Raw genomic sequence first — 13,488 nt, forward strand, 5'->3', positions numbered from 1 at the left:
CACTCTCCTCTTCCCTACGGCGTGTTGGACCGCAGCTCCGTCCATCCACCGGAAGACTGCGCGACAGAACGGGCTGACGCGTTGGATCATTCGGGGGTGGGGCAGTAGCGAGACATGATCAGGCACGAGGAGGCGTATCAACAACACCCACGCCAGCCAGCGCATACGGGCCGACGCATTGCGCTGGAGGAGATGAGCGCCGAAGAGCTGCTGACCGAGATGGCCCGGCCACGAACTTCTGAGCCGATCCGGTCCCGCATCCGTGAGCGTCTGGTGGAGATGTACGCCGGCCTGGCCAGAGACATCGCATGTCGCTACCGCTCCAGAGGCGAACCGGTCGAGGACCTGCAGCAGGTGGCCTACCTCGGCCTGGTCAAAGCCATCAACGGCTACGACGCCGACCTGGGACATGACTTCCGCGGCTACGCCATGGTCACCATGCTCGGGGAGGTCAAGCGCCATTTCCGTGATCGCACCTGGGCTTTGCGGGTGCCTCGGCTTCAACAGGAACGACGTTCCCAGCTCAACACCCTCGTTGTCGAACTCAGCCAAGCCCTCGGCCGGTCCCCGAACGTGGCCGAACTGGCCGTCCAGATGGGCATCGACGAGGAAGAGGTGCTGCTGACCATGGATGCCTCCCGCGCCTACAGCACCTTCTCGCTGGACTCGCCGTTCCGCACTGATGAACAAGACGATGGTGTCATCCTGGCCGATGTGATGGGCGAGGCCGACCGGTCGCTGGAACTGCTGGTGGACTACCACGCCGTGAGGCCACTCATCGATGCCCTGCCGTTCCGGGAGAAGCACATCCTGCTCATGCGCTTCTATGGCAACCGTAGCCAGTCCGAGATCGCGGCTGAGTTCGGCATCTCCCAGATGCACGTCTCTCGTATCCTGCGCACCGTGTTGCGGCAGCTGCGCGCCGCGCTCTCCCCAGGAACCTGATGCGACGGGCGAACCGAGTCATCGGCACCTTCAGCGGCGCTGTCACCGTCTCTTCCATACGGCATACACCAAGGCGACGACCCCAGCCGAAGCGGTCAGCGCAAGAAGACCGGCAGCCACGGCCATGCTCGTCTCAGGATCGGCCAGACGCTTCCTGAGACGCCGTCCGATTCGGTTGTCCGGGCCGCCGGAGCCGAGACCTCCGACGATCACGACAGCGGTCTCGGCAGCGGCTTGGCGGTCGATCGCCTCAGCGGAAGTCATCGGGCCGTCCGGCTGCGTCCGCTCTTCATGAACACTCATCCCAGCCCCTTGCCCAGGCGGAACGCTCGTGAACGTCACACCACTCATTCCGCCGTCAGCCGCACAGCCCCAGCGCCAATGGGTACGCGAAAGAGCGCATACGGCCGTCGTCGCAGATCCCGGCCGCCCTGATACTTGGCTTGGCGGTGCAGTTGGTTGGCGGTGACGTACACGTACCCGTCAGCGACCGACAGCGTGTCGGGCCACAGCAGCCCGGAATGGTGCACGAGGGTCTCGACGGTGCCGTCGGGCAGCCGGCGCATGATGGCGTCGTGCTCCCAGTTGGTCAGGTAGAGGCGTCCGGCGTCGTCGGTCTCCAAGCCGTCGGACGCGCCGCCCTTGTCCCCCTGTCCACGACGGCCTCCGCCACCTGCGCGTCGGTGAGGGAACGGTCGGTCAGCGCGTCGGCAGGGGCGCTGTACAGGCGCCGCGACAGTAGCGGGCAGTAGTAAAGGCGGCGCCCGTCGGCAGCCAGGGCGATGCCATCGGCGCCCATCGTCACCGGCTTCGGCGGGCCGTCCGGCGGTCGTTCCATGAAGACCTGGCCCTCGACCATCGGCAGGACGTCTCCCGGTGACTCGGCCTTGGTGCTGGGATGGTCGTGCAACCTGCGCCACGCCTGCCCGGTGGCCAGATCGACGACGATGATCCCGTTAGGTCCTCGGTCGGACGAGTCGGTGATGTAGGCACATCCCTTGCGCAGATCGAAACGGACGTCGTTGAGGTAGGTGGTCGCACACCAGCTTCGGCCCGCCGGGCTTGACAGGCCGGAACAGCGGGCTGCTGGTGTCGATGATCCACAGCCGGTCGGCCGGAGCGACGACCACGCTCTGCACCGACACCAGCCGGTCGGCGTCCTCACCGGATTCGGCGTTCCACTCCTGGTCCGAATATGCCACCGCCTGGCCGTCCCCGCAGCTCGACGACCGTGGCCGGAGCCTCGTCACCCCATGTCGGAAAGTTGATGAAGACCCGCCCCTGCCGCGACACGGTGACCCCCCTCGGCATCGGCCCGGACTCGAAGACGTGCACCAACTCCAGCGCCCCATCCCGCTGGGACATCACGATCTGGGCTCCCGGAGGTGCTCGGCCAGGCGTCCGCGTCCTTCACCGCTCCTGTCCCGGGCCTGCCGCGCCTGCACGTCGGCCGGCACCTCATCGTCCTGCTGCGGGTCCCGCGGAATCGACCGCAGCACCTCCTGCACGTTGGCGTACGTCGCGAGTGGCAACGCCGACAGCAACCGGAGCGCCTCCTCCCCGGCGCCAAGCTCGGACGCCTGCCGTACGATCGACTGCTTGTCCGCAGGGAAGTCCACGCCGCTCAAGGCGACGCGGACCAGGTCGGAGTGGGTCACGGTGCACTCCTCGCGCTTGCTCTCGAAAGGGTTTCCGAGGAGGCCAGAGCGGTTCGCTCATCATCTCCGGCCCGCTCGGCTGAATCGCCCTTGGAAACGGCCCATCCCGTCATGGCGCTGAGCCACCAGGAGGAGTTCGCCTCGTGCTCGATGCCTTCCGCGCATTCAACCGGTGCGGTCGAGGTCGCGCCCTCAGTGAGCTGAGCCGATAGTGCGGCCGTCCGGCTTTGTCGTCATCATGCCGAATCTCGCCGGTGTACCTGCCGGAGGCCGGGTAGAGGCCCCCACTACGTCAAGCAACCACATGGGGAGGAACCGGTATGCCGGTCCGCGAGATGATCAAGACGTACCCGGCCCAGATCAACCTCAATCGGGAGCGCCTGGCCGACGCGGTCCTGGCGCTGATCGACTGCGCGCAGGCGTGCACAGCCTGTGCCGACGCCTGCCTAAGTGAAGAACAGGTCGGCGAGTTGCGCAAGTGCGTCCGTACCAACCTCGACTGCGCCGACATCTGCCAGGCCACCGCGCGTGTGCTGTCCCGGCACACCGGATACGACGCCAACATCAGCCGCGCTTTGCTCGAGGCTTGCATCACGGCGTGCAGATCATGCGCCGACGAATGCGGCCGGCATGCCGAGATGCACGAGCACTGCCGCATCTGCGCCGAACGGTGCCGCGCCTGCGAGCAGACCTGCCGCAGCCTCCTCGAAGCGATGAGCTGAGGCGGCTCCGCGATGGTCGCCCATGCGGGAGAGAAGGCCCAGAAGACCGGCGTCTTCCACTGCGCCAAATGCGGTGAGAAGGTGTCGGTCAAGCAGGGCGAGAAGATACCCAAGTGTCCGAACGGCCACGCCGAGTACGAGAGCCGTACTCAGGAGCCGGGCAATAAGTAGCACTGATGGGCCGGCCGGCACCGTCAGGGTGCCGGCGTCGTTCTTTGTCGGGACGGCCGTGGATCTGGCGCCGCTTCGGCACTGCCGAGGCATTACGGAGCCGGTCGGCACTGCCATTAAGCCCGCTGTAGATGCGCTGCTCTTGCCCTGGTGGCCCGGCCTGCTGAGCGGCGCTTTCGGGCCTCGCCACCAGCTGCGGCAGGGTGGCGAGGCCGACATGGCTTCTCAATCTGTCCCGGCTTCCAGGATCCGGTCCTGCGGTGCTTCGGATTGGATGTGTGGAAGCTTCAGTCCTCGTCTCTGGCGGGCCGTTCGGATTTGGGGCCCTCGGCACGGTCGCCGCCGACCTTGCGCGGGCGGTTTCCGGGCTCGGACTGCAGTTTACGGTTGACGCGCGAGTTCAGTTCCTGCTCGCTCCGGCCTTGACGCTCCTGGTGCTTGCGCTCGCGAGCGCGCTTGGTGTCATAGGCGTGGCTGCCCGGTCTAGGCATGATCGTCGCCCCCTTCGCTCTTCTGTCCGCCTACCCTCCGCCCTTCCCAGCACACCTTGCGTCGAGTGTTCAAGGGCGACTGCCATGAGCAGGGCTGGACAGCCTTCTACGGGCGCTCCCCCTGCGCCGGGAACCGGGCCTGCCAGCGGCCGGGCAGCTCGATGCTGCGCCAGCCCTCCACATACGGTGGCAGCGGCACGTCCTTGTGGACCAGGACCAGCCGGTCGTCGCGGTCGAGTGAGCGGCGGATGCGAGACGGCGGCCGTTCGGCGAAGCGCTGGATGATGCCTTGTGAGTGGCAGCCGAGCAGATAGCCGAGCTGCACGCCCGACTCGCCGTAGACCATGCAGGGCGGCCGCACGCCAGCGCGGCGCAGCTCCCCGGCCACCGCACCGATCATGTCCCTGCCGTCCCGGTTGATGGCCGCCATGCGATGCCCGTACGCTCCCTGCAGCGCGAGGTGCGCCACCAGCCCGGTCGCCACCACCACCTGCAACGCCCGCCGGCCCCGCAGCCCGGCCACGACCGCCTCGGCGACGGCGATCGACAGCAGCGCGTACACCGGCATCAGGAACCGGGGCGCGGCATAGGAGACGTAGAAGAGGTACGGCAACGCCAGCGCCACGCCGGTGACCACGGCCAGGGCGACCGGGCCGAACCGGTGAGCACGGCGAGCGGCCCACAGCCCGAGCGCGGCCATGAGCGGGATCGCCACCCACCACGCCAGAGCCACGGGCGAGACAGGGCCGCAGTCGGTGCCGAACCGGCACAGCGTGGGACCGTCCAGCGCGCGCGCATGCTCGGTGACGGAGAAGGCCCACCCGGTGCCGTTGTGCTCGCCCGCGTCCCGCAGCCGGGCGGCCGGCCCACCGAACCGCTGCTGCGCCTCGGCCGCCCACTGCCCCCAGCCCACCGCCAATCCCGCCGCGATCGCGGCCAGCACAACCGGCCGCCCTCGGTCCACGACGAAGAACACGGCCACGGCCAAGACCGCCGCCGCCACCAGCGCGTCGGACGGCCGCATCAGCGACATCACCGCCAGCGCCACGGCCAGCCCCACCGGCGCCCAGCGCCACCGCCCGGCCAAGATCACGAACCCGGTGGCCGCTACAGCGGCCAGCGCCGTGTACAGGTTGGGCATGGCCTCATTGCCGTAGAACAGCGACAGCCAGCAGCCACCGAACAGCAGGGCGGCGACCGCTGTCACCGGGCCCGCCAGAATCCGCGTCCAGACGAAGAACGCGCCGAACAGCGCCAGCAACGAGACCACCGTCAGATACAGGCGCAAAACCAGCACCGAATCGGTCACCGCCACCACCGGCGCGACCAGCAGCGGCACCCCTTGCGCACGCGGCGCGCTCCACACCGCGGGCGGCGCGTGGGAGGCGACCTGGCTGGCGTACACCGCCTCGTCCCACCCGATCCCCAGCCACGGCGAGACCAGGATCAACTGCGCCAGCCCGTACAAGACACTGACCAGCGCCAGCCACCCGGCTGGGCGCAAGGCGAACCGCGGCCGCCCACCAATCGTCGGCTGCGGACGTGGGCGAGCGATCGTCATGGCGTAACCCCGAGAAGAAGCCGGAATGGCGGCCTTCTACCCGAGTCCGTCCCCCTTGCACCCGATCATCAGGCGATATGACAGAAAGATGGGGCATCGAGCGAACCGGCGCCGTTCTCTTGAACGATCTCCGGCGCGTGCATGTCGCCCCTGTGATGCCGCCGATGCAGAGCACTGAGCAAGGCATGACACCGCAAGGACCGCCCTTCCCACATGAGGTGGCGACGGCGAACTACGACAGCGTGTTCGGGCGCATGCGTAGCCGTGCGGTGGGAAAGAAGCGGTCCGACACGCCAGAGGTAGTAGTCGTCCAGGGAATGGCCGTGGCCGACTACCTCCTGCCAGGGCTTGCCGCGTTCGGCGAATGGACCCGCACACCTGCTGGAGCTGCCCGGTTTCGCCGGTAGCGGGGACCCGCCGCACGAGCTCGACGTGGCCGTGTTCGGTCAATGCGTCGCCGACTGGCTCAGCGCACACGATCTCGGCCCGGTCGTGCTGGCAGGACACTCCAGCGGGACACAGGTCGCCGCCCGCGCGGGACCGAGCCACCCTGATGTGCTGGGTGTCGTGCTCGCCAGCCCGACCGTGGACCCCGCGGCTCGGGGCCTCCTGCGCCTGCTCGTACGCTGGCGACTGGATGGCCGCAGGGAACCGCCCGGGCTGAGCCAATCGCACCGGCAGGAGTGGAAACGAGCCGGTCCGCGGCGCCTGATCCACCTGGTCCGGGCGCACCTGCACGACGCGCTCGAAAACTCGGTGGCCCGGCTGGAGGTTCCGCTGCTCGTCATCCGAGGTAAGGACGACGCGATCGGAACCCGGGCGTGGGCCCGCGAACTCGCCTCACTGGTGCCCGACGGCGAACTCGTCGAAGTACCTGGCGCGCACACCTTCCCGTGGCTGGATCTACAGGCATGGTCCGAGCCGGTACGGCGCTTCGCCACCCGGCTCAGCACGAACCACTGACGCTTCCTCGTCTCCTCGACCGCCTGGCAGCGTCGCCCGTGACGTGGACGCTCAAAAGACCGGGTCCAGGATTTCAGACACCAGGCGGCATCGGCATGCTCCTGCCTGGGCTTCCACAAGTCACTTTGTACGCTGGAGCAGCCGCCGCGCCGGCTCGCCAACGGCCCCGGCAGGAAGGGCCTTACCCCTATCGGGGGGCGGGGCAAGACCGTTGTGGCGTGCTTCAAGATGGGATGAAAAGCCATGGCAGACCGCCCCTTTCGTGACCGCGGCGACGCGGGCACCATGGGCTTGCCTGACGCAGAGGTCATCCGCATGGCCGCCACGGTCGTCCGGAACGGCGTGCCTCCGGATGAGGTGCTGTTCGGACTGGTCGGGGACGCTCGCCTGGTGCTGATCGGCGAGGCGTCCCACGGTACTGCCGAGTTCTACGCGGCACGGGCGGAGATGACCAGGAAACTCATCGAACAGCGCGGGTTCTGCGGCGTGGCGGTCGAGGCCGACTGGCCCGACGCGTACCGGGTGAATCGCTACGTGCGCGGCCGCGGTCAGGACGAGACGGCCGAGCAGGCGTTGCGTGGTTTCGAGCGCTTCCCCACCTGGATGTGGCGGAACACGTCCGTCCTAAATTTCGTCGGTCGGCTGCGTGACCACAACGACCGGACTCGTGCGGGGGTGGGTTTCTACGGGCTGGACCTGTACAGCCTGCACCGGTCCATCCAGGACGTCATCGGCTACCTGGACCGGGTCTCTCCCGAAGCCGCAGCTCGTGCCCGCGGGCGCTACTCGTGCTTCGACCACGCCGATGGCGACGGCCAGGCGTACGCGATGTCGGCGGCGTTCGGCGCGGGCGAGTGGTGTGAGGAAGAGGCGGTCGCCCAGCTGGTCGAGCTGCAGCGGAACGCGCACGCGTATGCCAGGAGGGACGGGCTGCTCGACGAGGACGAGCTGTTCCACGCCGAGCGCAATGCGGTGACCGTCCAGGCGGCCGAGCGCTATTACCGCTCGATGGTCAGCGGCCGGGTGTCCAGCTGGAACCTGCGCGACGAGCATATGGCCGACACTCTCGACGCGCTCGCCGAGCATCTGAGCCGCGTCCGCGAAGAGCCCGCCAAGCTTGTCGTGTGGGCGCACAACTCACACCTCGGCGACGCGCGAGCGACGGAGATGGGCGCCCGGGGCGAGCTCAACGTCGGGCAGCTGATCCGCGAACGCCACCCCGGCGAGTGCCGCTCGATCGGCTTCACCACCTATTCCGGTACGGTCACCGCGGCCGACGAGTGGGGCGGCCCGGCCGAACGGAAGGTGGTGCGTCCGGCGCTGCCCGGCAGTGTGGAGGAGCTGCTGCACCGGGTGCAGGCTCGGGAGTTCATGCTCCGCTTCGACGTCGCCAGGCCGGCTGCCGATGTATTGAGGGCCGCCCTGCTCGAACGCGCCATCGGCGTGATCTACCGGCCGCGGACCGAGCGACAGAGCCACTACTTCCGCGCCCGGGTGGCCGACCAGTTCGACGCGGTGATCCACATCGATGAGACCCGGGCGTTGGAACCGCTCGAACGTACTGGCTGCTGGGAGCGAGGCGAGGCCTACCCGTTCACGGTCTAGATTACTGATTCCACAGGATATGGGCCATTGATCGTAGAGGGTGAGTGATCGGCGATGGAGCGCGGCCCTCATGGCCAGGGCGAGCGGCCAGCAGATTCCGGTTCCTGCTTGTTGACAGGGGCGCAAAGTTCACTCTTCTGGAGCTGGTTCTGCTGGACGTGGTTCATGAGCCCTTTCCTGATCTCTGGTGCCATCTGGTGAACTCGGGCGGATGAGCTGGAGCAGTTCCATCGGGACCGGGAACACGATCGTGGAGCTGGGTTGGGAGGCCGCGTCCACGAGGGAGCCCAAGGTGCGCAGCTGCATCGCCGCCGGATGCTCCTCCAGGATGGCTGCCGCGTCCCCCAGGTTTTGCGCGGGTTCCTTCTCGCCCAGCGCGTGGATCACCCGCGCGCGCCGGTCGCGTTCGGCCTCCGCCTGACGCGCCATCGCCCGCCGCATCGCCTCCGGCAGCGACACATCACGCACCTCGACAAGTGACACTTTGACGCCCCAGGGATTGGTGAGCTCGTCGATGATGTGAGCGAGTTCTTGGTTGATCTCTTCACGTTTCATCAGCAAGTCGTCGAGGCTGCGCTGCCCCAAGACGCTGCGTAGCGTCGTCTGGGCGATTTTTGACGTGGCAACCTCGTAGTCCTCAATGGCGATCACCGACTTGATCGCGGGCCGGATCAGCCGGTGGCCCAGATCAGCGGCGGCTCTCTCGATGCCGGCGCCGGCGAATCCCTTGTCGCACACGATCGCGCACGACCCGGGGGCGCTCTGGTGACCGTGCAGCAGGTGCAGTGCCTGCTTGCGTTCGTCGAGTTCCTTGGGGCAGGCCAGGCTGAACGCGGTCACCGCGCCGTCGGCGGTGGTGATCAACATCAGCTTGGCGCCCCAATAGAAGGCGTGGTGGGACTTGTCCATGCCGTATCCGGCGATCTCGCCCAGGCTTGACCGGTTGACCGTCACCCGCGAGGCGCCGCAACGGACCGGGGTGCCGTCCATCAGCCGGAGCGGTTCATGCCAGGTCGGGATCTGGCGGGCCATCCACAAGGCCGCCGCCGACATCTGCGGGCCCAGATCTCGCAACTGCCGGTTGTAGACGGCCTGCGAGGGCAGCCGTCCGCCGTCGTGCCGCCGTTGACTCCGGCGATGCTGCAGGTCACCGGCTTCGGCACCGAACTGGTGTAGGCCGAGCCGGACCTGCTCATCCAGCACGGCCTGCCGCTCGGCATGGAGTTCGGCCTGCGCCTGCCCGACGGCAGCGCGCCGAGCGGCATGCACGAGCCGCCGGTTCACCCCGGAACGGGCAGGCGCAGCGCTATGACGGCGATGTCGTCCAGGCCGGTGATGGGCATCGCGCTGAGCAGCTGGTCGCAGAACTTGTCCACGGGCTGGTCGGCGAGGCGTTCCGCCTGACGGCGCAGCCGCTGCAGGCCACGGTCAAGGTGCTCGCCGGCCCGCTCGACGAGGCCGTCGGTATACAGCAGAAGCGTACTGCCCGGCGGCAGCGGCTCCACCATCGACGGACGTCCGCCCTCGTGCGGAAAACCGAGCAGCGGGCTCACGGCGCCGTCCAGGAAACGACCCCCGCCATCCAGGGTGACCAGCAGCGGGGGAGGATGGCCGGCCACCGCGTAACGGAGCCGGTAGCCGTCGCCGAGCCTCTCGACGCGGGCGAACACGCAGGTGGCGATCACGTCGCCCGACAGCGATCCCATCGTGACGTTCAGCCGGGTGAGGATCTCTCCCGGAGGCTCGCACCGGTCCATCGCCAGGGCGCGCAGCATGTTCCGCAGCTGGCTCATCGCCACCGCGGCTCCCAGGTCGTGGCCGGCCACGTCGCCGATCACCAGGACGGGAACGCCGTCGGGCAGGACGAAGGAGTCGTACCAGTCGCCGCCCACCTCCGCCGCGGCCGGGCTCGCCCGGTAGCGTGCGACGATCTCCAGGCCGTCCACCCGCGGCGGTTCGGCGAGCAGGCTGTACTGGAGCGCGAGCGCGATCTGCTGGGCGCGCTGGTAGCGGATCGCCCGGCTCAGGGCGTCATGGGCGTGATCGAACATGCCGTTCAGCAGGGCGATGTCGGCCCGGCTGATCGGCGGACGGTCCCCGCACGTCACCACGTTGACCACGGCCGGGACCGTGCCGTCCACCACGACGGGCAGGATCAGCATGCTGTTGGCGCCGTTCGCCGTCAGCCAGGGCAGCGTGCCGCCGGGGGCGACGTTCGCCGGCGGCGAGCCGGCGGGGAACGTCTTCAGCAGAGGTCGCCTGCGCCGCGCGGCCTCGACGAAGGCGTTGTCGGCGGGGAGTTGTTCCTCACTGTACGGTGGTAGCCGCCGTATGCCGGGGCGCGCGGCGGTAGCCAGCCGCTCGACGACGAACGGGGCGCCACCGTGCCGCTCGCCGGTCAGGTCGGTGACCAGATAGACGCCGCAGCCGTCGGCCAGCTCGGGCACGATCACGTCGGCCAGCGCGCCCAGCATCTCCTCCAGGCTCCGCAACTGCGCCGTGGCCGAGGCTGCCCGGTCGAGCAGGCGACGGCGCCGCTCCTCCTGCCATCGCTGCTCGATGTCGGTGCAGGTGCCCACCCACTCCACCACGTCGCCGTCCTCGCAGATCGGCACCGCGCGCAGCTGGAAATGCCGGTAGCCGCCCTCGACGGTGCGCAGCCGGTAGACGTGTTCCCACATCTCCGTGGCCCCGCCGACGGCCCGTGACCAGGATTCGATCGTGGCCTGGCGGTCGTCGGGGTGAACCACCCGCAGCCAGCCCTGCCCCCGGTGCTCCTCCCACGGCTGCCCGGTCACCCGCTCCCAGCTGGGGCTCGGCTCCGACACGTACCCGTCCCTGCTGGTCACCCAGAAGACGTCCGCGCTGACGCGCATGAGGCTCTCGTAGCGGCGCAGGAAGCGGCGGCGTTCCTCGGCGATGGCCGACACCCGGTGCGCGGCGGAGGTCTGCTCGGTCACGTCCATCAGGACCACCAGCACGCCGTACTCGCCGGGGCCGAGGACGACCCGCGACAGGCTGAAGGTGAAGAACCGCCCCGCCGGTGTCCTGCTGCCCGGCATCGGCACCGCCGGCTCCGCGACGCCGATGGCCGGCTCGCCCGTCGCGTACACCTGGTCGAAGCGCGCCCGGTAGCGCGGCAGCACATAGGCGGAGAACGCCTCCTCGACGGGCATCCCGCGCCGGGGAACGCTGACCAGCGACCGGTACACCTCGTTGCTGTAGATCAGCCGGTGGTTGGGGCCATGCGTCACCGCCACTCCCACCGGCGCAGGAGCCAGCATCTCGAACGGCAACCCACCCATGGTGACCTCCCCCGACGGCCACGATGGTCAAAGCCCTACCCGGCCGTCGTCATCCGGAACGCCTCCCCGGATCCGCGTCACGCCCGGCGCACAAAGAAGGGTCACGTGGGCGCGCCGAAAGGGCTGGGCGGAGATACCGCTGGTAGAAGGTGGTTTGGTGGTGAAGGGGGCAGGGGTGACTGACGACGCTGGGGGGCGGCCTGGGGCCGGTCCTGGTCTGCGGACGCCGCTGTTCCTGGCTGGGCTCGCCTTCGTCACTGCCGTGGTGATCGTGCTGGACGTGTCCACGGGCACCGCGGTTCGCCTGTACCCGCTGCTGATCTTCCTGCCGGCCATCGTGTCGGGGCTCGGGGCGGTGTGGCAGACTGCCGTCGCCGCGGTGTGGGTGCTGGTGGTGGAGGTCGGCACGGCGATCTACCTGCGTGGCGAGCCCGACGACATCCTGCTGGCGGCCGGGTTCACCGGCCTGTTTGGGTTGCTGAGCGTGGCCGGGTGCCGCTACCGGGTGAAGCGGGAGGCGGAGGTTTTCCGGTTGCGTTCGGCGACCTCCGCCCTGAGACAGCTCCTGGTGCGCCCGCTGCCTCTGCGTACGGCTGAGATCGCGGTGGAGGGCCTCTACCAGCCGGTAGAGGAGGACACCATGATGGGCGGCGACATGTACGACGTGGCCGTCGCCCAGACCGGCACCCGGGTGCTGATCGCTGACGTGCAAGGCAAGGGCCTGTCGGCGATCGGGATGGTGGTCGCGCTGCTGGGTTCGTTCAGAGAGGCGGCCCACCGGGAGGAGACGCTCACCGGCGTAGTAGCCGCACTGGAGAACTCGGTGGTCAGGCACAACTACTTCGCGGCTCAGGACGGCGAGCCGGAGCGGCTGGTCACCGCGCTCATCCTGGACATCAAGGATGCCTCGCAGACCGAGGCGGTCGAGGTGGTCAACTGTGGCCACATCGCCCCGTACGTGATTCAGGGCCGTGACATCCGGCAGGCGGACCTGGGGCAGGCGGAGGTCCCCCTCGGTCTGGCGGCACTGGCTCCGGCGCCGCGCGCAGGCGTGTCGTTCAGATTCGCGCGCGGTGCGAGCTTGCTGCTGTGCACGGACGGAGTGACCGAGGCGCGTGACGCGCGCGGCAGGTTCTACCCCTTGGAGGAGCGGTTGCGCGCGTGGGCCGCGGACCCGCCCGCCAGTCTCGTCCGCGCTCTGGGCGAGGACCTGCACGCCTTCAGGGCGGCCGGTCAGCACGATGACACCACGATACTCATGCTGCGCAGGACCGGGCCGCCCTGACCTCCGGGGTGCACTGAAGCCCGGACTCAGCGGGACGAGCCGCGCTCGTCGTCTCGGCATCGCCGTGGTCATGCCGCCATCTCCGCCATGGTTGGTGGCGGCCTTGAGATGATGCGCATGCCGGCGTCGTGCCCATGGAGCAGAGCGACGGAGCCCTGGACCTGGCCTTGCTGTGGCGAGCGGGACACCCGGACGCCCACGGCATGATCGAGGCATGCCGGGGCGCCGCTGCCTCTGGGCCGCGGCGGCGGCTTTCAGATGGCATCCCAGGGGATTCGGGTGCTTCCCCGCCGGTAGCTGCCGTTCGGACTGGTTTCTGGCTGCGTGTACTGAGGGATCAGGTCGGCGAGGACTCGCCGGTCCTGCTCGGACAGGTTCTGCGTAATGATGCTGCTGCAAGCCCGGCGATCCGGTCGCTTCCTGGTCAGATGAGTGGTGCGGTGCCAGCGGGCAGCAGGCTCCATACAGGGATCGGCCTGGCCCGGAGGACGCGATCGGGCTTGGTCGGCCCGGGTGCCGGTAAGTTCGATGACGAACCGTCGAGGACTATGTCAGGCGGTGGAAGGGATCACGTCTGACTCCTTAAGTGCCCGCATCGCAGTGACGGCGGAGCAGCGCGGTGATGCGCACCAGTTCCCAACGGTCCTGGCCGCCGTCAAGGTGCCCCGGCTGGGGCCCGGCCGCCCACGCACCCGGCCCGAGGTCGTCCGGGCCGACAAGGCGTACTCCTCCCGCGCGATCCGGCAGCACCTGCGCGCCCGCAAGATCCGATGCACCATCCC

Annotated in this window: 14 protein-coding genes and 2 pseudogenes; 7 read left to right on the top strand and 9 right to left on the bottom strand. The window is 68.9% G+C overall.

Translation table 11 applies throughout. The features are described 5' to 3' along the window. Window positions 1–114 precede the first annotated feature (114 nt). On the top strand, window positions 115–945 hold the full coding sequence (locus KME80_RS26845; RefSeq protein ID WP_219509015.1) for a SigB/SigF/SigG family RNA polymerase sigma factor: 831 nt from the start codon (window positions 115–117) through the stop codon (window positions 943–945). A 42-nt stretch (window positions 946–987) separates the two neighbouring features. Here KME80_RS26845 and KME80_RS26850 read toward each other — a convergent pair whose 3' ends face one another. The 4 genes from KME80_RS26850 to KME80_RS26865 form a co-directional block, all read right to left on the bottom strand. Beyond that, window positions 988–1,248, bottom strand: a complete 261-nt coding sequence (locus KME80_RS26850; RefSeq protein WP_219509017.1) for a hypothetical protein — start codon at window positions 1,246–1,248, stop codon at window positions 988–990. 44 nt (window positions 1,249–1,292) lie between these two features. Then, complete coding sequence (locus KME80_RS26855) at window positions 1,293–1,568, bottom strand: SMP-30/gluconolactonase/LRE family protein (protein WP_219509018.1); 276 nt, start codon at window positions 1,566–1,568, stop codon at window positions 1,293–1,295. After that, a complete protein-coding gene (locus KME80_RS53325) occupies window positions 1,535–2,110 on the bottom strand; it encodes an L-dopachrome tautomerase-related protein (protein WP_219509020.1) in 576 nt (191 codons plus the stop codon). The genes KME80_RS26855 and KME80_RS53325 overlap by 34 nt, the downstream gene beginning before the upstream one ends. Window positions 2,111–2,309: 199 nt before the next feature. Further along, window positions 2,310–2,603, bottom strand: a complete 294-nt coding sequence (locus tag KME80_RS26865) for a DUF2795 domain-containing protein (RefSeq protein ID WP_219509021.1) — start codon at window positions 2,601–2,603, stop codon at window positions 2,310–2,312. A 320-nt stretch (window positions 2,604–2,923) separates the two neighbouring features. Here KME80_RS26865 and KME80_RS26870 point away from each other — a divergent pair, with 320 nt between their 5' ends. After that, window positions 2,924–3,325, top strand: a complete 402-nt coding sequence (locus tag KME80_RS26870; RefSeq protein WP_219509023.1) for a four-helix bundle copper-binding protein — start codon at window positions 2,924–2,926, stop codon at window positions 3,323–3,325. Window positions 3,326–3,337: 12 nt separating this feature from the next. Next, window positions 3,338–3,496 (top strand): zinc ribbon-containing protein, encoded by a 159-nt coding sequence (locus KME80_RS53330; protein ID WP_219509025.1) that lies wholly within the window; start codon window positions 3,338–3,340, stop codon window positions 3,494–3,496. 287 nt (window positions 3,497–3,783) lie between these two features. Here KME80_RS53330 and KME80_RS26880 read toward each other — a convergent pair whose 3' ends face one another. Both KME80_RS26880 and KME80_RS26885 read right to left on the bottom strand, forming a co-directional pair. Then, window positions 3,784–3,987: a hypothetical protein gene (locus tag KME80_RS26880; protein ID WP_219509026.1), complete on the bottom strand. Its 204-nt coding sequence runs from the start codon at window positions 3,985–3,987 to the stop codon at window positions 3,784–3,786. Window positions 3,988–4,093: 106 nt separating this feature from the next. Continuing rightward, window positions 4,094–5,491 (bottom strand): glycosyltransferase family protein, encoded by a 1,398-nt coding sequence (locus tag KME80_RS26885; RefSeq protein ID WP_219509027.1) that lies wholly within the window; start codon window positions 5,489–5,491, stop codon window positions 4,094–4,096. 405 nt (window positions 5,492–5,896) lie between these two features. On the opposite strand from KME80_RS26885, the gene KME80_RS26890 reads away from it, so the two are divergent. Together KME80_RS26890 and KME80_RS26895 are read left to right on the top strand one after the other, a co-directional pair. Next, window positions 5,897–6,511 (top strand): alpha/beta fold hydrolase, encoded by a 615-nt coding sequence (locus KME80_RS26890; protein WP_219509028.1) that lies wholly within the window; start codon window positions 5,897–5,899, stop codon window positions 6,509–6,511. Window positions 6,512–6,802: 291 nt separating this feature from the next. Continuing rightward, on the top strand, window positions 6,803–8,116 hold the full coding sequence (locus tag KME80_RS26895) for an erythromycin esterase family protein (RefSeq protein ID WP_219509029.1): 1,314 nt from the start codon (window positions 6,803–6,805) through the stop codon (window positions 8,114–8,116). Window positions 8,117–8,245: 129 nt separating this feature from the next. Here the strand turns inward: KME80_RS26895 and KME80_RS53590 are convergent, their stop codons facing one another. The 3 genes and pseudogenes from KME80_RS53590 to KME80_RS26905 all read right to left on the bottom strand — a co-directional run bounded on the left by KME80_RS53590 (window position 8,246) and on the right by KME80_RS26905 (window position 11,421). Then, a complete protein-coding gene (locus KME80_RS53590) occupies window positions 8,246–8,767 on the bottom strand; it encodes an SPFH domain-containing protein (protein WP_443681634.1) in 522 nt (173 codons plus the stop codon). Window positions 8,768–8,779: 12 nt separating this feature from the next. Continuing rightward, window positions 8,780–9,400 (bottom strand): annotated as a pseudogene (locus KME80_RS53595) (IS982 family transposase); the annotation flags it as partial. After that, entirely contained in the window at window positions 9,397–11,421 is a 2,025-nt protein-coding gene (locus tag KME80_RS26905) for a SpoIIE family protein phosphatase (RefSeq protein WP_219509031.1), read from the bottom strand. The pseudogene KME80_RS53595 and the gene KME80_RS26905, both read right to left, overlap by 4 nt. A 175-nt stretch (window positions 11,422–11,596) precedes the next feature. Here KME80_RS26905 and KME80_RS26910 point away from each other — a divergent pair, with 175 nt between their 5' ends. Further along, entirely contained in the window at window positions 11,597–12,706 is a 1,110-nt protein-coding gene (locus KME80_RS26910; protein WP_308125943.1) for a PP2C family protein-serine/threonine phosphatase, read from the top strand. A 600-nt stretch (window positions 12,707–13,306) separates the two neighbouring features. Next, window positions 13,307–13,488, top strand: a pseudogene (locus KME80_RS26915) (IS5/IS1182 family transposase); the annotation flags it as partial.

The organism is Nonomuraea ceibae (genome assembly GCF_019396325.1).
Classification (GTDB): Bacteria; Actinomycetota; Actinomycetes; order Streptosporangiales; family Streptosporangiaceae; genus Nonomuraea; species Nonomuraea ceibae.

What these genes read in the sequence shown, in the direction of transcription:
- KME80_RS26845 (WP_219509015.1), top strand. Translation starts at nt 115, where the DNA reads ATGATCAGGCACGAGGAGGCGTATCAACAACACCCACGCCAGCCAGCG.
- KME80_RS26850 (WP_219509017.1), bottom strand. Translation starts at nt 1,248, where the DNA reads ATGAGTGTTCATGAAGAGCGGACGCAGCCGGACGGCCCGATGACTTCC.
- KME80_RS26870 (WP_219509023.1), top strand. Translation starts at nt 2,924, where the DNA reads ATGCCGGTCCGCGAGATGATCAAGACGTACCCGGCCCAGATCAACCTC.
- KME80_RS53330 (WP_219509025.1), top strand. Translation starts at nt 3,338, where the DNA reads ATGGTCGCCCATGCGGGAGAGAAGGCCCAGAAGACCGGCGTCTTCCAC.
- KME80_RS26880 (WP_219509026.1), bottom strand. Translation starts at nt 3,987, where the DNA reads ATGCCTAGACCGGGCAGCCACGCCTATGACACCAAGCGCGCTCGCGAG.
- KME80_RS26905 (WP_219509031.1), bottom strand. Translation starts at nt 11,421, where the DNA reads ATGGGTGGGTTGCCGTTCGAGATGCTGGCTCCTGCGCCGGTGGGAGTG.